At 63.2% G+C, this 17,449-nt stretch carries 19 protein-coding genes and 1 pseudogene; 17 read left to right on the top strand and 3 right to left on the bottom strand.

The window, feature by feature from the left end; all coding sequences use genetic code 11:
* The first annotated feature begins 34 nt into the window (after positions 1-34).
* The 11 genes and pseudogenes from WS68_RS18430 to ftsB all read left to right on the top strand — a co-directional run bounded on the left by WS68_RS18430 (position 35) and on the right by ftsB (position 9,430).
* Positions 35-2,194, top strand: a complete 2,160-nt coding sequence (locus WS68_RS18430) for a hypothetical protein (protein ID WP_059516629.1) — start codon at positions 35-37, stop codon at positions 2,192-2,194.
* An 11-nt stretch (positions 2,195-2,205) separates the two neighbouring features.
* Complete coding sequence (locus WS68_RS18435; RefSeq protein ID WP_059516631.1) at positions 2,206-2,490, top strand: phage holin family protein; 285 nt, start codon at positions 2,206-2,208, stop codon at positions 2,488-2,490.
* A gap of 2 nt (positions 2,491-2,492) precedes the next feature.
* The gene (locus WS68_RS18440; protein WP_059516634.1) at positions 2,493-2,912 is read left to right on the top strand and encodes a glycoside hydrolase family protein; all 420 of its coding nucleotides are present in this window, start codon (positions 2,493-2,495) and stop codon (positions 2,910-2,912) included.
* Positions 2,909-3,397, top strand: coding sequence for a DUF2514 family protein (locus tag WS68_RS18445; RefSeq protein WP_059516636.1), 489 nt, complete (start codon positions 2,909-2,911; stop codon positions 3,395-3,397). The genes WS68_RS18440 and WS68_RS18445 overlap by 4 nt, the downstream gene beginning before the upstream one ends.
* An 8-nt stretch (positions 3,398-3,405) precedes the next feature.
* Positions 3,406-3,597, top strand: coding sequence for a hypothetical protein (locus WS68_RS18450; protein WP_059516639.1), 192 nt, complete (start codon positions 3,406-3,408; stop codon positions 3,595-3,597).
* Between the two features lie 166 nt (positions 3,598-3,763).
* Positions 3,764-3,949 (top strand): annotated as a pseudogene (locus tag WS68_RS18455) (competence protein ComEC); the annotation flags it as partial.
* 44 nt (positions 3,950-3,993) lie between these two features.
* Positions 3,994-4,824, top strand: a complete 831-nt coding sequence (locus tag WS68_RS18460; protein WP_059572123.1) for an alpha/beta fold hydrolase — start codon at positions 3,994-3,996, stop codon at positions 4,822-4,824.
* Between the two features lie 177 nt (positions 4,825-5,001).
* Positions 5,002-6,663 (top strand): CTP synthase, encoded by a 1,662-nt coding sequence (locus tag WS68_RS18465; protein ID WP_059572124.1) that lies wholly within the window; start codon positions 5,002-5,004, stop codon positions 6,661-6,663.
* Complete coding sequence (kdsA, locus tag WS68_RS18470) at positions 6,660-7,514, top strand: 3-deoxy-8-phosphooctulonate synthase (RefSeq protein WP_059572125.1); 855 nt, start codon at positions 6,660-6,662, stop codon at positions 7,512-7,514. Before WS68_RS18465 ends, kdsA begins: the two co-directional genes overlap by 4 nt.
* Before the next feature lie 104 nt (positions 7,515-7,618).
* Positions 7,619-8,902, top strand: a complete 1,284-nt coding sequence (eno, locus tag WS68_RS18475) for a phosphopyruvate hydratase (protein ID WP_059516650.1) — start codon at positions 7,619-7,621, stop codon at positions 8,900-8,902.
* Positions 8,903-8,983: 81 nt separating this feature from the next.
* Positions 8,984-9,430 carry a cell division protein FtsB gene (gene ftsB / locus WS68_RS18480; protein ID WP_059572126.1) on the top strand — a complete coding sequence of 149 codons (447 nt, stop codon included), beginning with the start codon at positions 8,984-8,986 and terminating at the stop codon, positions 9,428-9,430.
* A gap of 109 nt (positions 9,431-9,539) precedes the next feature.
* On the opposite strand, the gene WS68_RS18485 is transcribed toward ftsB, so the two are convergent.
* Genes WS68_RS18485 through WS68_RS18495 form a run of 3 tightly spaced genes read right to left on the bottom strand, consistent with a single transcriptional unit; the run spans position 9,540 to position 11,451 of the window.
* Positions 9,540-9,887, bottom strand: a complete 348-nt coding sequence (locus WS68_RS18485; protein WP_059572220.1) for a hypothetical protein — start codon at positions 9,885-9,887, stop codon at positions 9,540-9,542.
* A gap of 47 nt (positions 9,888-9,934) precedes the next feature.
* Complete coding sequence (gene hslO, locus WS68_RS18490; protein WP_059572127.1) at positions 9,935-10,885, bottom strand: Hsp33 family molecular chaperone HslO; 951 nt, start codon at positions 10,883-10,885, stop codon at positions 9,935-9,937.
* 41 nt (positions 10,886-10,926) lie between these two features.
* Positions 10,927-11,451 carry a gamma carbonic anhydrase family protein gene (locus tag WS68_RS18495; RefSeq protein WP_059572128.1) on the bottom strand — a complete coding sequence of 175 codons (525 nt, stop codon included), beginning with the start codon at positions 11,449-11,451 and terminating at the stop codon, positions 10,927-10,929.
* A gap of 180 nt (positions 11,452-11,631) precedes the next feature.
* Between WS68_RS18495 and WS68_RS18500 the strand changes: the two genes are divergently transcribed.
* From WS68_RS18500 to WS68_RS18525, 6 genes are all read left to right on the top strand, one after another.
* Entirely contained in the window at positions 11,632-12,450 is an 819-nt protein-coding gene (locus tag WS68_RS18500; protein WP_197419643.1) for a ferritin-like domain-containing protein, read from the top strand.
* Positions 12,451-12,606: 156 nt separating this feature from the next.
* Positions 12,607-13,497 (top strand): alpha/beta fold hydrolase, encoded by an 891-nt coding sequence (locus tag WS68_RS18505; protein WP_059572130.1) that lies wholly within the window; start codon positions 12,607-12,609, stop codon positions 13,495-13,497.
* A 315-nt stretch (positions 13,498-13,812) separates the two neighbouring features.
* Complete coding sequence (locus WS68_RS18510; protein ID WP_059572131.1) at positions 13,813-14,643, top strand: 3',5'-nucleoside bisphosphate phosphatase; 831 nt, start codon at positions 13,813-13,815, stop codon at positions 14,641-14,643.
* A gap of 67 nt (positions 14,644-14,710) precedes the next feature.
* Positions 14,711-15,340: an L-threonylcarbamoyladenylate synthase gene (locus WS68_RS18515; protein WP_059516665.1), complete on the top strand. Its 630-nt coding sequence runs from the start codon at positions 14,711-14,713 to the stop codon at positions 15,338-15,340.
* A gap of 115 nt (positions 15,341-15,455) precedes the next feature.
* On the top strand, positions 15,456-16,118 hold the full coding sequence (locus WS68_RS18520) for a site-2 protease family protein (protein ID WP_059572132.1): 663 nt from the start codon (positions 15,456-15,458) through the stop codon (positions 16,116-16,118).
* 8 nt (positions 16,119-16,126) lie between these two features.
* The gene (locus WS68_RS18525) at positions 16,127-17,329 is read left to right on the top strand and encodes a tryptophan--tRNA ligase (RefSeq protein ID WP_059572133.1); all 1,203 of its coding nucleotides are present in this window, start codon (positions 16,127-16,129) and stop codon (positions 17,327-17,329) included.
* The last annotated feature ends 120 nt before the right edge of the window (positions 17,330-17,449 follow it).

A 17,449-nucleotide genomic window follows, 5' to 3' on the forward strand; every position in this document is an offset into this window, starting at 1 on the left:
GCCAATATGGCGCAGTCCACGCAAGGGCTGCGCCATGACGGTCACATCCGATTTTCAGGAAATTGCCTACCAGACGGACGGGGCGACAGTGCATTTCCCGATTCCGTTCTATTTCCTTAGCGACGATCACATCGTTGCTTATATCGTCTCGCCTGATGGGGCTGGCCGAGATCTTACGCATGGCACAGACTTCACGTTGTTCGGGGCGGGAAACGAGAGCGGTGGATCGCTTACGTTGCTTGTGTCGATCGCAGCAGGCAACTTGCTGACAATTTCACGCGTTGTACCGATCACGCAAGAATCGAAATATCAGCAGAACGATCCGTTCCCGTCGGGCACGACAGAGAAAGCGCTCGACAAGCTGACGATGATCGATCAGCAACACGCGAGCACGCTTGAACTCGCGTTGCTCTTTCCGCGCACTGAAAAGTCATCATCGTTGAATCAAAATTTACCGACGAAATCAGCGCGCTCCAACGCTGCGCTTGGCTTTAACAACGATGGTAACCCGATCTCGCTGTCACTCGAAATCGGGGCGGTCGAGACGCCGGTCGTTGATAATCGCACGATGTTGCGGGCTGTCGACACGTCGACGAAGAGCGTATTTGTCGCGGGCGCTGATGCGCCTGCTGATGGCGGTGGCGGCCTCTATGTTCCGCAGCACCGCAATGCTCCCGCCGACTACGACAACGACGGAACGCAGATTGTCACCGCACGTGGTATTGGCTATGAACTGCAATACACCGACGCAGTATCTGCGGCGGTTTTTGGTGCGCGTAGCGATGGTGTGACGAACGACCGTAGCGCCTATCAGAAAGCGATCGATTATATGTTCGCGCGCGGTGGCGGCATCGTCTATATCCCGGCAGGGGGGCGGTCGTTGATTGATGGCGATTTGGACATCCTTCCGAATGTCGCTCTTATGGGGCGGTATGAAGGCGTCGGTTCACCGGGCAGCAACTATTCAACTCCCTACGCCAATGTGTGCGGGGCGTTAATCTTAAATTCGGCGGCGGCGATTCGCGTTCACAGCAACGCATCCTTCACGCGTGCGCTGCTTTATCGGAAAGGAATGACCTTTCCCGCAACTGATATCCGTGATTGGGCCGGCACCGCGATTATCGGGGTTGGCGAAGACATCACGCTCGAGCGTCTTTTGATCCTCGGCTTTGACCGTGCGGTGTACTTGTCCGGCTGTAATCGCCCGCGGATCATGTACGTGTACGGTGATTGCAACAACGGGATCGACATGACCGAGTGCCGTGATATCCCGCACATCAACAAGTGCCATTTCTGGCCATTCGCAACGATCGCGTCGGTGGCGGCTACCGGGCGAGGTGATTTACTGTTGCGGCCGGGTACCGCATACAGTTTGCACGACGGTGTTGACGGCTGCATGTTCACGAACAATTTTAGCTTCGGCTATCAAGTCGGTACGCTGATTCAAAATGCGGATTCGACGACCGTGATAGGTTTCTGGGCCGATAGCATGCTCAACTATGCGAATCCCGGCAGTATCGGCATTCAAGTTGAGGGGAACTGTCACGATACGCGTTTGATCGGCTGGCAGGTGTCTGCGCAGAATCGAACGGGAGTGCTGATCAACACGAACCCAGGCTTGCTCACCACGATCGTAAATGGCAATGCTTGGTACAACAACGGGGCGGGTATCGAGCTTACCGGCGGTGACACGATCATTACCGGCAACGGCTTCATCGCCGGCAACAACGGGATCATTGTCAACACGCCGTCGACAGCAGTGATTAAGCACAACCGATTCCAAGGACAAACGGACAGGCCGATCAATACGCCGGTTCGAACCGCAGGCATCGACGTTGGCGATCCCGACACGAACCAATACGTGACGTTGCCGGCAGGGCAGCCGCCTGTTGGCAGCGGGTTAATTCTGACCGGTCGCCCCTTGGACGGTGCGGCGCTGAATTTGCCGCCGACGATCCCGCAAGGCACGCTCGCGATTATCGGTGGTGGCAGCTTCGGCACCATCAACGGGGGCTACGCAGGGCGTCGCGTGTGCCTCTCGATGTTGAATGACACAACGATTATCCATACGAGTTACGGCGGCGATCTCGCGCCGGTTAACTCGATCGTTAATAAATCCGGTGCAAATAAGACTGTACTCGCCGGGCTCATGGTCGAGTACCGATTCAACGGTCGGCAATGGATCGAGCTATAGGGGACGGGGTTATGCAAGAGCACGAGAAGACGATTTTGGAACTGATCATCATGGGTGCGTTGATTGGCATCGCGAAAGTGCTGGTCGGACATGAGAACTTGACGTTTCGGCTCGTCATCGGGAGAGCCATGCTCGGCTCGGCGACATCGATGGTCGCCGGCATTGCGCTGTTGCAGATTCCCGATTTGCCGCCGATCGCGCTGCTCGGCATCGGCAGCGCGCTCGGCATCATCGGGTCGCAGTATTTGGAAGTGCTGCTGCGCCGGAAAGCCAAGATGATTTTTGGGGAGAAGTAAGCGTGAGCAGTTACGACGCAGCGAAGCTGAAGGCGGAATTGACGCGTGACGAAGACAGGCGAAACCGGATCTACGTCGACACCGTGGGCAAGGTGAGCGGTGGGATTGGCCGCAATCTGACCGACAAGGGGTTTCGCGATAACGAAATCGACTTGATGTACGAGAACGACCGGGCCGATACCGAGGCGTGGCTCGATCGCAATTTGCCGTGGTGGCGCTCGCTTGATTCAGTCCGACAGCGTGTGCTGATGAACATGGCGTTCAACATGGGCGGCAAGCTGTTGACGTTTGTGAACACGCTGGCGGCGATGAAGCGAGGCGACTACGCGGCGGCGGCGGACGGCATGCTTGCGTCGAAATGGGCGGGGCAGGTTGGCGCGCGTGCGACGCGGCTCGCCGCCATGATGCGGAGCGGCGCATGACGTGGCTCGACCCGCGCCTCTGGCTGGTCATTGGTGCGGCCGGCGTCATCGGCTCGGCGACCGGCTATTTTAAAGGGCACGCCGACGGCGTGCGCACGACGACGGCTGCCGCGCAGAAGGCGCAACTTGATGCCGTTGCCGCCGCGCGCACCGAGGAACAACGCCGCACCGCGGCCCAACAGGAGATTGCTGAAGATGCTGCGAAACAACGTGACCGGGCGCGCGCTGATGCTGTCGCCGCTGCTTCTGCTTCTGCTGCTGCTGACGGCCTGCGCAAGCAAGTCGCCGTGCTTGTCGAGCGCGGCCGCCATCCCACCCCTACCGCCGGAAGCGCGCCAACCGGCGACGCCCTCGATTTGCTCGCCGACGTGCTCGGCCGGGCTGACACGCGAGCGGGAGAGTTGGCGGAATACGCTGATCGCGCCCGCATCGCCGGCGAGCAATGCGAACGAGACTATGCCGCGCTAACCCGAGCCAACGATTAGAGGTGTCTATGAGCAATGCCAACGAGGCGCAAAATCCTCCATCGACCGACGATCCTTTCGGGTTCGCAGCATGGGTTGCAAGCAAAACGGATATGAACCGGTGCCCGTATTGCGGGGCGAATCTTGCGGTGCCGTTGTTCGCTCAGTTCTGTTGCCAGAACCAGAAGCGCGACGGCGGCGTGCCGTCGAGTGCGTCGTGATCGAACCGGCACGTACCGCTGTGACCAAATCGTGCCCAACTTCTTCGATAACCCCTTCGGTTTGACACAAAAATTTAGCAGTAGATGAAAGTCTCGAAGCTGACCGGCGCGAGACTATTCTTTAAGAATCAATGGGTTACGTGCTAATTCCAATAACAACATTGTGGTAGGCTATCGAAGCCGTTTCGGGCATCCTCATCCGAGCGTCTGGGCGCGCTACGCCAGGCGCGGTATCGAGCTGCCGCGCACCGATTGGGACGGCGCGGTGCGCATCGACGTCGCGGCAAGCGATGAGCCGATCGTGCCGGTACGGTATCGCGACGTGCATCGGCGCTACTGGATGGACCGGTGAGGCAATCGGAAGCAATCTCGAGAACAGCAAGGGACAACGGCGCTTTGAAGGACATCATCCATTTCTCGCACGCCAACGGCTTTCCGGCGTCCACTTACCGGACGATCTTCGCCGAGCTGGCGGACGAATATGAGTTGCGCTATATCGAGCGGATCGGCCACGACAAGCGCTTTCCTGTCACGCGGGACTGGGCGCACCTCGTCGAGCAATTGCTCGACGATATCGGTCGCACGTATGAGCGGCCCGTATGGCTCGTCGGCCACTCGCTCGGCGGCTATCTGTCGTTGATGGCGGCGCTCAAGCGTCCTCAATGGGTGCGGGGCGTCGTGATGATCGATTCGCCCGTGATCGCCGGCTGGCGCAGCAGCGCGTGGCGCGTAAGCCAATGGGCGGGGCTCGACGAGCGTTTGTCGCCCGCCGCCGCTACGCGAAACCGCCGCACCCGTTGGGCGAGCCGCGACGAAGTCTGGCGCCATTTCCGTCAGAAGCCTGCATTTGCCCGCTGGGACGAGCGAATGTTGTCCGATTACATCGACTACGGCATTCCGCAGACAAGTCCTGCGGGCGAGCGCTCGCTCGCGTTCGATCGCCAGATCGAATACATGATTTACCGGACAGTGCCGCACACGCTCGGTCCGCGCCTGTCGCGCGGCGCGCCGGTGCCGGTTGGTTTTCTCGCCGGCACGCGCTCGCGCGAGATTCGCCAGGTCGGGCTCGACGCGACGCGCCGCACGGTGCGCGGGCGGATCGAATGGATCGAGGGCAGCCATCTTTTCCCGATGGAGCGGCCGATCGAGACCGCGCGGGCGCTGCAGCGGATGCTCAACGCGCTGCGCGTCGACGGCAGCGCGGCCGCGGCGCATAGCTTCGAATGATGCATGGGGCGGTAGCGGGCGGGTGACGCACCGCCCGGCTCCGGCCGCGCAGTGCGAGCGCGAGGCCGGTTGCGGCACGCATGCGCCGGCGGTAAGGTGGCAAGGTTTTCGGGCGTCGATTGCTGAGAGATGCGCGGCCTTTACGGTATAATCCGTTTTTCCCGCGAGCATCCAGCGATGACCAAATATGTTTTCGTCACCGGCGGCGTAGTTTCTTCCCTCGGCAAGGGTATTGCCGCCGCTTCTCTCGCCGCGATCCTCGAATCGCGCGGTCTCAAAGTCACCCTCCTCAAACTCGATCCCTACATCAACGTCGATCCCGGCACGATGAGCCCGTTTCAGCACGGCGAAGTGTTCGTGACGGAAGACGGCGCTGAAACCGATCTGGATCTCGGCCACTACGAGCGCTTCATCAGTACGAAGATGCGCCGTGCGAACAATTTCACGACCGGTCAGATCTACGAATCGGTGATCCGCAAGGAGCGCCGTGGCGATTACCTCGGCAAGACCGTGCAGGTGATTCCGCACATCACGAACGAGATCCAGGCGTTCATCGAGCGTGGCGCGGCGTCGGCCACCTGCGGCGAGCCGGATGTCGCGATCGTCGAGATCGGCGGTACGGTGGGCGATATCGAGTCGCTGCCGTTCCTCGAGGCGGCGCGCCAGATGAGCCTGCGTCTTGGCCGCAACAGCGCATGCTTCGTTCACCTGACGCTCGTGCCGTTCATCGCGACGGCGGGCGAGCTCAAGACGAAGCCGACGCAGCATAGCGTGCAGAAGCTGCGCGAAATCGGCATTTCGCCGCACGTGCTGCTCTGCCGCGCGGACCGTCCGATTCCGGACGACGAATCGAAGAAAATCTCGCTGTTCTCGAACGTGCCGGAAGACGCGGTGATCTCGGTGTGGGACGTCGATAGCATCTACAAGATTCCGCAGATGCTGCACGATCAGGGCCTCGACCGGTTGATCTGCGAGGAATTGCGGCTCGATCCGCAGCCGGCCGATTTGCGGATGTGGGCCGAACTCGTCGAAAAGATCCAGCACCCGAAGCATGAGGTGACGATCGGCATGGTTGGCAAGTACATCGATCTGACGGAGTCGTACAAGTCGCTGATCGAGGCGCTGCGCCATGCGTCGATCCATACGTCGACGAAAGTCAACATCGAGTACATCGATTCGGAAGAACTCGAGGCGAACGGCACCGCGAGCCTTGCGCATCTCGACGCGGTGCTCGTGCCGGGCGGTTTCGGCCGGCGCGGCACCGAAGGCAAGATCGCCGCGATCCGCCATGCGCGCGAGGCGAAGGTGCCGTATCTCGGTATTTGCCTCGGCATGCAGCTTGCCGTGATCGAGTTCGCGCGCGATGTGGTCGGGCTGAAGAACGCGAACAGCACCGAGTTCGATCCGAACACGACGGAGCGCGTCGTCGCATTGATCACCGAGTGGTACGACCGTGACGGCAAGATCGAGAAGCGCAACGAGGAATCCGATCTCGGCGGCACGATGCGGCTCGGTTCGCAGCGTTGCCCGATCAAGGCGGGCACGCTTGCCGAGGAGATTTACGGCAGCGACGTGAACGAGCGTCACCGCCATCGTTACGAGGTCAACAACCGCTTCGTGCCGCAACTCGAGGAAGGCGGCCTCGTGATCAGCGCGCGCACGCCGAGCGAGGATCTGCCAGAGATGATGGAATTGCCGCGCTCGATGCACCCATGGTTCGTCGGCGTGCAGTTCCATCCGGAATTCACGTCGACGCCGCGCGACGGCCATCCGCTCTTCAAGTCGTTCGTCGAAGCCGCGCTTGCGTATCAGCACGCGCGCGCCGGAGTGAAAGCATGAAACTAGCCGGATTCGAAGTCGGGCTCGACAAGCCGTTTTTCCTGATCGCGGGCACCTGCGTCGTCGAATCCGAGCAGATGACGATCGATACGGCGGGCAGGCTGAAGGAAATCTGCGCGAAGCTCGGTGTTCCGTTCATCTATAAGTCGTCGTATGACAAGGCCAATCGCAGTTCGGGCAAGTCGTTCCGCGGCCTCGGGATGGACGAGGGGTTGCGCATTCTCGCCGAGGTGAAGCGTCAGCTCGGCGTGCCGGTGTTGACCGACGTGCACGAGATCGACGAGATCGAGGCCGTCGCGTCGGTCGTCGACGTGCTGCAGACGCCTGCGTTTTTATGCCGTCAGACCGATTTCATCCACGCGTGCGCGCGCTCGGGCAAGCCCGTCAACATCAAGAAGGGCCAGTTTCTCGCGCCGCACGACATGAAGAACGTGATCGATAAGGCGCGTGCCGCCGCGCGCGAAGCGGGGCTGTCCGAGGACCGCTTCCTCGCGTGCGAGCGTGGCGTGTCGTTCGGTTACAACAATCTTGTGTCGGACATGCGCTCGCTCGCGATCATGCGTGAGACGCGCGCGCCCGTCGTATTCGATGCGACCCATTCGGTGCAGTTACCGGGCGGGCAGGGCACGAGTTCGGGCGGCCAGCGCGAATTCGTGCCGGTGCTGGCGCGCGCGGCTGTGGCCACGGGTGTCGCGGGGCTCTTCATGGAGACTCATCCGAGCCCGGCCGAAGCGAAGTCCGACGGCCCGAACGCGGTGCCGCTCGGCCGGATGGCCGCATTGCTCGAGATACTCGTCACGCTCGACCAGGCGGTCAAGCGCGCCCCGTTCCTGGAAAACGATTTCAATTAATGAACTTGGCAGCCGTCGCGCGCGTCAGTAACGCAAGCAGTTCTCGCGCGGGCGGCAGCCGCCGTCGCTGAAGACAGAATTCATCGTCAATTTCAGAGGAAACCATGAGTGCAATCGTAGATATCATCGGCCGCGAGATTCTGGATTCGCGCGGCAATCCGACCGTCGAATGCGACGTGCTGCTCGAATCGGGCACGATGGGCCGCGCAGCGGTGCCGTCGGGCGCGTCGACCGGCTCGCGCGAGGCGATCGAGCTGCGCGACGGCGAGGCCGGCCGCTATGGCGGCAAGGGCGTGTTGAAGGCGGTCGAGCATATCAACACCGAAATCTCCGAAGCGATCATGGGCCTCGACGCGTCCGAGCAGGCGTTCCTCGACAAGACCTTGCTCGAACTCGACGGCACCGACAATAAGTCGCGCCTCGGCGCGAACGCGCTGCTTGCGGTATCGATGGCCGTCGCAAAGGCGGCCGCCGAGGAAGCCGGCCTGCCGCTGTACCGCTACTTCGGCGGCTCGGGCGCGATGCAACTGCCGGTGCCGATGATGAACATCGTCAACGGCGGCGCGCACGCGAACAACAGCCTGGATATCCAGGAATTCATGATCGTGCCGGTGAGCCAGCCGACGTTCCGCGAAGCGCTGCGCTGCGGCGCCGAGGTGTTCCACGCGCTGAAGAAGATCCTCAGCGACCGTGGGATGAGCACGGCTGTCGGTGACGAAGGTGGTTTCGCGCCGAACTTCGGCAGCAACGACGAGTGCCTGTCGACGATCCTGCAGGCGATCGAGAAAGCCGGCTATCGCGCGGGCGAAGACGTGCTGCTCGCGCTCGACTGCGCGGCATCCGAGTTCTACCACGACGGCAAATACCAGCTCGCGGGCGAAGGCTTGCAACTGTCGTCGGCCGAGTTCACCGACTATCTCGCGACGCTCGCCGACAAGTTCCCGATCGTGTCGATCGAGGACGGCATGCACGAAGGCGACTGGGACGGCTGGAAGCTTCTGACCGAGCGTCTGGGCAAGAAGGTGCAGCTGGTCGGCGACGATCTGTTCGTCACGAACACGCGCATTCTGAAGGAAGGCATCGAGAAGGGCATCGCGAACTCGATCCTCATCAAGATCAATCAGATCGGTACGTTGACCGAAACGTTCGCGGCGATCGAAATGGCAAAGCGCGCGGGCTATACCGCCGTGATTTCGCATCGCTCGGGCGAAACCGAGGATTCGACGATTGCCGACATCGCGGTCGGCCTGAATGCCGGTCAGATCAAGACGGGCTCGCTGTCGCGCAGCGACCGGATTTCGAAGTACAACCAACTGTTGCGCATCGAAGAGGATCTCGGCGATATCGCCAGCTATCCGGGCAAATCGGCTTTCTATAACCTGCGCTGACGCGTTACTATCGGTCTTGGTTCTGTCGACGCCGCTTCGCGTTCCCCGTGAAGCGGCGCTTCTTATATCTGCGGCTTATTCATGCGGCTTGTTACCGTCGTTCTGATCGCCTTGTTGGCGTTGATTCAGTACCCCTTATGGTGGGGGCATGGCGGCTGGCTGCGGGTTCACGAATTGCGTCAGCAGTTGAGCAATCAATTGCAGAAAAACGCCGACGACAAGCTGCGCAACGAGCGCATCGCGGGCGAGGTGCAGGACTTGCAAAACGGCACCGCGGCGATCGAGGAGCGCGCGCGCTACGAAATGGGAATGGTGAAGGACGGCGAGGTGTTCGTGCAGTTCGTGTCGCCGAATTCGCCGATGCCTGCGGTGTCGGGCACTACGCAGTCATCGACGGCGACGCGCGGTGACGTATCGGCCGCGCCGGTGCGCGTCGTGCCGAATCCCGAGTCGCGCGCGAAACCGGAAAAGCGGCGCAGCGCGGATAAGACGACTACACACAAGCCCACGGCGCGTCACGACGGCTGACGTCACGGTGCACGATTCGATATAAAAAACGCGGCCCGCACGTGCGGGCCGCGTTTTTCTTTCCTGCTGGTGATGAATTGGCCGCAAGCGGCCGGGCGCCGGTCTTCTCTTACCACCACCAGCCCGGATAGCCGTAGCTCAGGCCCGTGCCCCAGCCGCGCCCCCAGCCGCCGTAATATCCGCCGTAATAAGTGACGGGCGGGGTGTAATACGATATCGCGCGCGCCGCTTCTTGCGCCGCGATGGCCGCGTTTTGTTCACGCATTACCTGCTTGTCGATCTCGTCGTAGCGCTTGCGCTCTTCAGGCGTGAGCGTGGGAGTTGCGCCGGTTCGCTCGGGCAGGCGGCTCAAGACGGTCGTCGACGGCGGCGCGACGCAGGCCGTGAGCGATGCGGCGGCGAGCAATGCCGCAAGCGGCGCGGCGAGCGGTGCGGCGCGAACAATGATCGGTTTCATGAGGCTTACCTCCATGCTGACTCGTAACTTGAGCCGACGCGCGCGGGTCAATGCCGTTGCGCGGCGGCGGGTGTGACGCCCGCGCCGAGTTCGGGCGACGTGAACAATTGCGCGACGTCGACCGGATCGAATTCGTAACGTTGATTGCAGAATTCACAATGGATTTCGACGTGACCGCGCTCTTCGATCACGCTGTCGATCTCGGGGCGCCCGAGCATGCGCAGCATCGCGCCGACCTTTTCGCGCGAGCACGTGCATTGAAAGCGCGTCGCGGCCGGTTCGAAATGCTGAACATGCTCCTGCCAGAACAGACGGCGAAACACGGTCTCGGGTTCCACTTCGAGCAACTCCTGTGTCGATAGCGTGCCGCCGAGCGTGCAGACACGTTCCCAGGTATCCGTGTCGGTTTGCTCGGCGCGCGGCACGATGCCGCCGTCGCCCGGCAGTTTCTGCAGCAGCACGCCGACCGCACGCTCATGATTCGCCGCGAGCCATAGGCGCGTGTCGAGCTGCTCGGAATGGTGCATGTAGTGTTCGAGCACGTCGGCGACCGACGCGAGCGGGCCGTCGTCACCGTTGAGCGGCACGATGCCCTGATAGGGCTGCTGGCCGGGGCGCTTGTCGGCCGGATCGAGCGTGATCACGCAACGTCCGTGGCCGCTCGCGTTGATCAGGTCGGCGAACGACGCGCCGTCCCAGTCGGATTCGCCCAGCTCGCCCGACAGCTTGGCAGTCGCACGCATCGCCAGATCGGAGCTGCATTGGACGACGAGCATCTTCACTGGTCCGTCCCCGTAAATCTGCATGACGAGCGTGCCGTCGAACTTCAGGTTCGCCGACAACAGCGCGCATGCCGCCATCATCTCGCCGAGCACGTTGCGCACGGGAGCGGGATAGTCGCGGCGCGTGAGCACCTCGCGCCACGTATTGCGCAGCGAAACGATTTCGCCACGCACCGGGGCGGTGTTGAACATGAATTTCTGTAACTGGTCGCTCACTTTTTTCCTCGACAAACAAACGGCTCGTGCGGACCGGCCGGTCAGCCGATCCGCACGAGCTGCTCCTTGAAATACGCGCGCCGCATCGCATAGCTTTGCGTGTTCATATGCATCCGGGCGATGTCTTCGTCGGACAGCGTGCGCATGGCCCGCGCCGGTGCCCCGAGAATCAGCGAATTGTCGGGGAACGTCTTGCCTTCGGTCACCACCGCGCCTGCGCCAACCAGACAGTTGCGGCCGATTACCGCACGATTCAAGATCACCGCCTGGATGCCGATCAGCGAACCTTCTCCGATCGTGCAGCCATGCAGCATCGCTTGATGGCCGATCGTCACGTTCGGCGCGATCACGAGCGGGCAGCCGGGGTCGGTGTGCAGCACCGAGCCTTCCTGCACGTTGCTGCCGGCGCCGACCGTGATCGGCTCGTTGTCGCCGCGGATCGTCACGCCGAACCAGACGCTCGCGTTCTCTTCGAGCACGACCTTGCCGACGATCGTCGCGTTGTCGGCGACGAACACGCTTTCGTGAATGGACGGCGCGTGATCGCCGAGCTTATAGATGGCCATGTTGTCTCCATGTGGGGCGTTCAGGCGGCCGGTACAATGGCGCGCGAGTGGCGTCGCGCGTGAATGCGGCGCGATCGAATCGTCTATTGTAAACCGGTTGTTCCGATTGTCCGTGCGCGCCGCCGGTGCGCATTCGTGCCTCTTTTCATGTCATTCGTTCCGACTTCGTCGCCCCAGCCCGTGCGTTGCGTGCGCAGCGGCGCGCTCGCCGCGCTTGGCGAACCCGATCCCGCGCGCAAGGCCGCGCTTGTCGCCGAATTGCGCGCGGCGTTGCAGGACGGCCGCGCGGCTGTCTTGCCGCAACGCGTGCTGAGCGTTCCCGAAGGCGGCTTGCCGGGGCGGCCGGCGCGCCCCGAACTCGTCGAGCCGGCGCGGCTCGAGCGGCGCGGCATGCGCTCGCCGCAGGGGCGCGCGGCGCTGCTGCATGCGCTCGCGCATATCGAATTCAATGCGATCAATCTCGCACTCGATGCAGTGTGGCGTTTTCCACGGATGCCGGCTGAGTTCTATGCGGATTGGCTGAAGGTCGCGGCGGAGGAGGCGCACCATTATTCGCTGCTAGCCGCGCGTCTTGCGCAACTGGGTCACGCATACGGCGATTTTCCCGCGCATAACGGCCTTTGGGAGATGTGCGAGCGCACGGCGGGCGACGTGCTCGCACGCATGGCGCTCGTGCCGCGCACGCTGGAGGCGCGCGGGCTCGACGCGTCGCCGCCGATTCGTGCGCGGCTCGAGTGGGCGGGCGATCATGCGTCCGCGGCGATTCTCGACGTGATTTTGCGCGACGAGATCGGGCACGTGTGGATCGGCAATCGCTGGTTTCGTCACCTGTGCGGCGATGCGAAACTCGATCCTCATGTGGCTTATGAGCGGCTCGCCAGCCAGTATCGCGCGCCGCGGCTGCGCGGGCCGTTCAATTTCGATGCGCGCCGCTCGGCGGGATTCGACGAAGTCGAGCTGGCGGCGCTCGCCGCGCGGGAGGCCGTCGACGCACGCTAGCCGCGCCGTTTGCCGGTGGCGCAGCCGCCGTCGGACGGCCCACGATTTTCTTTAGAGAAGTGCCTCGACACCCACGCAAACACGGCGATTGATCGACGTTGACGGTGCACCGCACGATAGAATAAAACGAACGATCATTCTTTTTTTGGACTGACAATGCACTCCACCGAATCCGTCTCCGATTTCGTCACGGTCCGCGGCGTCAAGCTGCATGTGCGGCGCTGGGGGCGGCCCGAAGCGCCGACGCTCTACATGCTGCACGGTTGGATGGATGTTGCGGCGTCGTTCCAGTTCGTCGTCGACGCGCTCGCCGGCGACTGGCAGGTGATCGCGCCCGATGCGCGCGGCTTCGGCCTGTCTGATTGGCCGGTCGCGGCGCACGGGGGCGGCCATTATTGGTTCCATGAATATCTCGGCGATCTCGAAGCGCTAATCGACCATTACACGCCCGAAGGCGAAGTCAATTTGGTCGGGCACAGCATGGGCGCGAACGTCGTGTGCCTGTATGCGGGCGTGCGGCCGCAGCGGGTGCGGCGGGTTGTCGATCTGGAGGGTTTCGGGCTCGCGCCCGCGAGTATCGACGAGTCGCCGCGCCGGATCGCGCAGTGGCTCGACGATCTGCGCGATCCGCCGACGCTCAGCCGCTACGCATCGCTCGACGCCGTCGCCGCGCGCCTGATCAAGACGAATCCGCGCCTGGACCCGCGCCGCGCGGCGTTTCTTGCCGAACACTGGTCGGCTCGCGATCTGGATGGCCAGTACCGGCTTCTTGCCGATCCCGCGCACAAAATGCGCGGGCCGATGCTGTACCGGCTCGACGAGGTGATGGCGGTGTGGTCGAAGGTGCGCGCAAAGGTGCTGCACGTCGAGGCGGTCGATTCGCCGACGCTCGCGTTTATCGCGCGCGGGATTCCGATTCCCGAATTCAAGGCCCGTTTCGCCGCGTTCGGCGATTGGCGCGAGAAGCTCATCGAGGATGCGGGGCATATGGTCCACCATGATCAGCCGGAGCAGGTCGCGGCGTTGATCGAAGCATTTTGCGCATGATGGGGCGGGCCGCCCCGTTCGATGCACCGTCGCGCAATTGGCTGGTTGCGAGCCGATTCGCATCCGGGCGGACGCCGAAGCATGCCGGACCCGCGAGCGACGCACGCGCGGCATCCGGGCGCGCTTGCCCGGCCGTATGTCCAAGCGGCCCTTGGCGCGCCGCCGCCATGAAGGCGCCACGGCAACGCTAGCTTCGGCCCGGGTCATCGAGGCCGGCGCAACGCCATGCGCAGCACGCGCGCCGCGCCGCCGTTTCCGGCGCATTGGTTCATTTGCGCATTGCAGTAGAATGGATATCTACCCTCGATGCCGACCATGAACGCCGACCTTCACTGCCATTCGAACGTCTCCGACGGCAAGCTCAGTCCCGCCGACGTCGCGCGCCGCGCGCACGCGGGCGGTGTCACGCTCTGGGCGCTGACCGATCACGACGAACTCGGCGGGCAGCGCGCCGCGCGCGAAGCCGCCGAGGCGCTTGGCATGCGCTACCTGAGCGGCGTCGAGATCTCGGTGACGTGGGCATCGCGCACGGTGCACATCGTCGGCCTGAATATCGATCCGGAGAACCGCACGCTCATCGACGGCCTTTACCAAACCCGCAACGGCCGGGCGGCGCGCGCGGTCGAGATCGGCAACGCGCTCGCGGCGCTCGGCATCGAGCGCGCATACGAGGGCGCGCTCGCGTATGTATCGAATCCGGACTTGATCTCGCGCACGCACTTCGCGCGCTTTCTCGTCGACAGCGGTTACGCCACGTCGACGGCCGACGTGTTCGACCGCATCCTCGGCGACGGCAAGCCCGGTTATGTTCCGCACCGCTGGGCGAAGCTGGCCGACGCGGTGGGGTGGATCAAGGCGGCGGGCGGCGAGGCGATCGTCGCGCATCCCGGCCGCTACGCGTACACGCCGGTCGAATTCGATGCGTTCTTCGGCGAATTCGTCGAGCTGGGTGGCGTCGCGATCGAGGTCGTGACGGGCAGCCACACGCCCGATCAGTACCGCGAATATGCGGATGTCGCGCGGCGTTTCGGCTTCGAGGCGTCGCGCGGCTCCGATTTCCACGCGCCCGGCGAGGGCCGCACCGAACTCGGCGGCTTGCCGCCGCTGCCATCCGATCTCAAACCCGTCTGGGAGCGCTGGCTGTAGCGGCGTTCGCGCAGCCGCGCGGCCGGCCGGAAGCCGGCGCGCGCGTCGACCGATTCCTTCTGTCCCCATGTCCCAATTTTTCAGGATTCATCCGGACAATCCGCAGCCGCGGCTTGTCAAGCAGGCAGCCGAGATCGTGCGCGGCGGCGGCGTGATCGCGCTGCCGACCGATTCGAGCTATGCGCTCGCGTGCCATCTCGACGACAAGGATGCGGTGGAGCGCGTGCGGCGGATTCGCGGGCTCGACGAGAAGCAGCATTTGTCGCTGCTCGTGCGGGATCTGTCCGAGCTGGCGACGTTCGCGATGGTCGACAACCGCCAATACCGGCTGATCAAGTCGGTGACGCCCGGGCCATACGTGTTCATCCTGCAGGCGACGAAGGAGGTGCCGCGCCGGCTGTCACACCCGTCGCGCAAGACGATCGGGTTGCGCGTGCCCGCGCACGCGATCACGCTCGCGCTGCTCGAGACACTTGGCCAGCCGCTCCTTGGCACGACGCTGATCCTGCCGCCCGATCCCGATCCGCTCAACGATCCGGACGATATTCGCGCGCGTCTCGAAAAGCAGCTCGATCTCGTGATCGATGGCGGCGCATGTCCGCGCGAGCCGTCGACCGTGATCGATCTGACGAGCGACGAACCGCAACTCGTGCGGGCCGGGCGCGGGCCGCTCGAGCCGTTCGGCCTTTCCGCGTGAGCACGAGCGGTGCGGCCCGGCTGCCGGGACCTTCCCACTGCCAGGCCGCCCGCGCGTACATACCTGTCGGACCACGCACCGTCCGCCTATTTTCCGCTTGTTACAATAGCGTGCTATGAATGCTTCCCTGATCCAGACGATCGCCGTCTATGCGCTTCCCGTGATCTTCGCAATCACTCTGCACGAGGCCGCGCACGGCTATGCCGCGCGCCTGCTCGGCGACAACACCGCGTACATGATGGGCCGCGTGTCATTCAATCCGATGCGCCATATCGACCCGATCGGCACGATCGTGATTCCGCTCGCCCTGTATTTTCTGACGAGCGGCGCGTTCCTGTTCGGTTATGCGAAACCCGTGCCCGTCACGTTCCGCAATTTGCGCGACGTGCGCTGGGGAACATTCTGGGTATCGCTCGCCGGGCCGGGCTGCAATTTTGTGCAGGCGCTCGTGTGGGGTTTCGTGAGCATCGGCCTCGCGGCGCTGTCGATTGACGAGCCGTTCTTCACGCGGATGGCGGCCGCGGGCGTAGGTGTGAATCTGGTGCTCGCGGTGCTCAATCTCTTTCCGCTGCCGCCGCTCGACGGCGGCCGCATTCTGGCCGCGCTGCTGCCGCCGAAGCAGTCGATCGCGCTGTCGCGGATCGAGCCGTACGGTTTCCTGATCGTGCTTGCGCTCGTGGCGACGGGGCTGCTGACGAAATTCTGGTTGCGTCCGCTCGTCGGCGCCGGCTATGCGGCCGTCACGGCCATCCTGACCCCTTTCGCTTCGCTTTTCTAACGACAATCATGTTCCCAGACCGTATTTTTTCCGGCATGCGACCCACGGGCTCGCTCCATCTCGGCCATTACCACGGCGTGCTGAAGAACTGGGTGAAGCTGCAATCCGAGTATCCGTGCTTCTTTTGCGTGGTCGATTGGCACGCGCTGACGACGCACTACGAAACGCCCGAGGTGATCGAGAAGAACGTCTGGGATGTGCTGATCGACTGGCTCGCGGCGGGCATCGATCCCACGCAGGCGACGCTCTTCATTCAGAGCAAGGTGCCCGAGCACGCTGAGCTTGCGCTGCTGCTCGGAATGAGCACGCCGCTCGGCTGGCTCGAGCGCGTGCCGACCTACAAGGAGCAGATCGAGAAGCTCAAGGACAAGGATCTGTCGACATACGGCTTTCTCGGCTACCCGGTGCTGATGGCGGCCGACATCCTGCTGTACCGCGGCTCGCTCGTGCCGGTGGGCGAGGATCAGGTGCCGCACGTCGAGATGACGCGCGAGATCGCGCGCCGCTTCAATTACCTGTACGGCCGCGAGCCTGGCTTCGAGGAGAAGGCGAACGAGGCGGCGAAGAAGCTGGGCGGCAAACGCGCGAAGCTTTATCACGAGCTGCGCAATGCCTACCAGCAGGAGGGCGACGACGAGGCGCTCGAGCAGGCGCGCGCGATGTTGCAGGAATCGCAGAGCCTGTCGATGAGCGACCGCGAGCGGCTGTTCGGCTACCTCGAAGGCGCGCGCAAGATCATTCTGGTCGAACCGCAGGCGTTGTTGACCGAAGCGTCGCGGATGCCCGGCCTCGACGGGCAGAAGATGTCCAAGTCGTATGGCAACACGATCGGCTTGCGCGAGGACGCCGAGACGATCGGCAAGAAGGTTCGCACGATGCCGACCGATCCGGCCCGCGTGCGCCGCAGCGATCCGGGCGATCCGGATAAGTGCCCGGTGTGGCAGCTCCATCAGGTCTACACGGACGAGGCGACGCACGACTGGGTGCAAAAGGGCTGCCGTTCGGCGGGTATCGGCTGCCTCGAATGCAAGCAGCCGGTGATCGAAGGGATTCTGCGCGAGCAGCAGCCGATGCTCGAACGTGCGCAGAAATATATGGACGACCCGTCGCTGCTGCGCGCAATCGTCGCGGACGGTTGCGACAAGGCGCGTAAGCATGCGACGGAGACGATGCGTGACGTGCGCGAGGCAATGGGCCTGTCGTACAACTGACGCGGATGACGGCGGCGGCGCTTGCCGCGCGATGCGGCAAGGCTCGGGAATGCCGCGTTACGGAATGGCCGTCTAATCCGCTACAATCGACGCTTACCGATTTTTCATCGTGTTTGTTTC

This window comes from Burkholderia sp. TSV86, from assembly GCF_001522865.1.
In the GTDB taxonomy this organism is placed as follows: Bacteria; Pseudomonadota; Gammaproteobacteria; order Burkholderiales; family Burkholderiaceae; genus Burkholderia.

Coding starts and splice junctions, on each gene's coding strand:
- WS68_RS18505 (WP_059572130.1), top strand. CDS start 12,607: ATGCACTCCACCGAATCCGTCTCCGATTTCGTCACGGTCCGCGGCGTC.
- WS68_RS18465 (WP_059572124.1), top strand. CDS start 5,002: ATGACCAAATATGTTTTCGTCACCGGCGGCGTAGTTTCTTCCCTCGGC.
- WS68_RS18495 (WP_059572128.1), bottom strand. CDS start 11,451: ATGGCCATCTATAAGCTCGGCGATCACGCGCCGTCCATTCACGAAAGC.
- WS68_RS18520 (WP_059572132.1), top strand. CDS start 15,456: ATGAATGCTTCCCTGATCCAGACGATCGCCGTCTATGCGCTTCCCGTG.
- kdsA (WP_059572125.1), top strand. CDS start 6,660: ATGAAACTAGCCGGATTCGAAGTCGGGCTCGACAAGCCGTTTTTCCTG.
- WS68_RS18445 (WP_059516636.1), top strand. CDS start 2,909: ATGACGTGGCTCGACCCGCGCCTCTGGCTGGTCATTGGTGCGGCCGGC.
- WS68_RS18430 (WP_059516629.1), top strand. CDS start 35: ATGACGGTCACATCCGATTTTCAGGAAATTGCCTACCAGACGGACGGG.
- ftsB (WP_059572126.1), top strand. CDS start 8,984: ATGCGGCTTGTTACCGTCGTTCTGATCGCCTTGTTGGCGTTGATTCAG.
- WS68_RS18515 (WP_059516665.1), top strand. CDS start 14,711: ATGTCCCAATTTTTCAGGATTCATCCGGACAATCCGCAGCCGCGGCTT.
- eno (WP_059516650.1), top strand. CDS start 7,619: ATGAGTGCAATCGTAGATATCATCGGCCGCGAGATTCTGGATTCGCGC.
- WS68_RS18525 (WP_059572133.1), top strand. CDS start 16,127: ATGTTCCCAGACCGTATTTTTTCCGGCATGCGACCCACGGGCTCGCTC.
- WS68_RS18435 (WP_059516631.1), top strand. CDS start 2,206: ATGCAAGAGCACGAGAAGACGATTTTGGAACTGATCATCATGGGTGCG.
- WS68_RS18485 (WP_059572220.1), bottom strand. CDS start 9,887: ATGAAACCGATCATTGTTCGCGCCGCACCGCTCGCCGCGCCGCTTGCG.
- WS68_RS18510 (WP_059572131.1), top strand. CDS start 13,813: ATGAACGCCGACCTTCACTGCCATTCGAACGTCTCCGACGGCAAGCTC.
- WS68_RS18450 (WP_059516639.1), top strand. CDS start 3,406: ATGAGCAATGCCAACGAGGCGCAAAATCCTCCATCGACCGACGATCCT.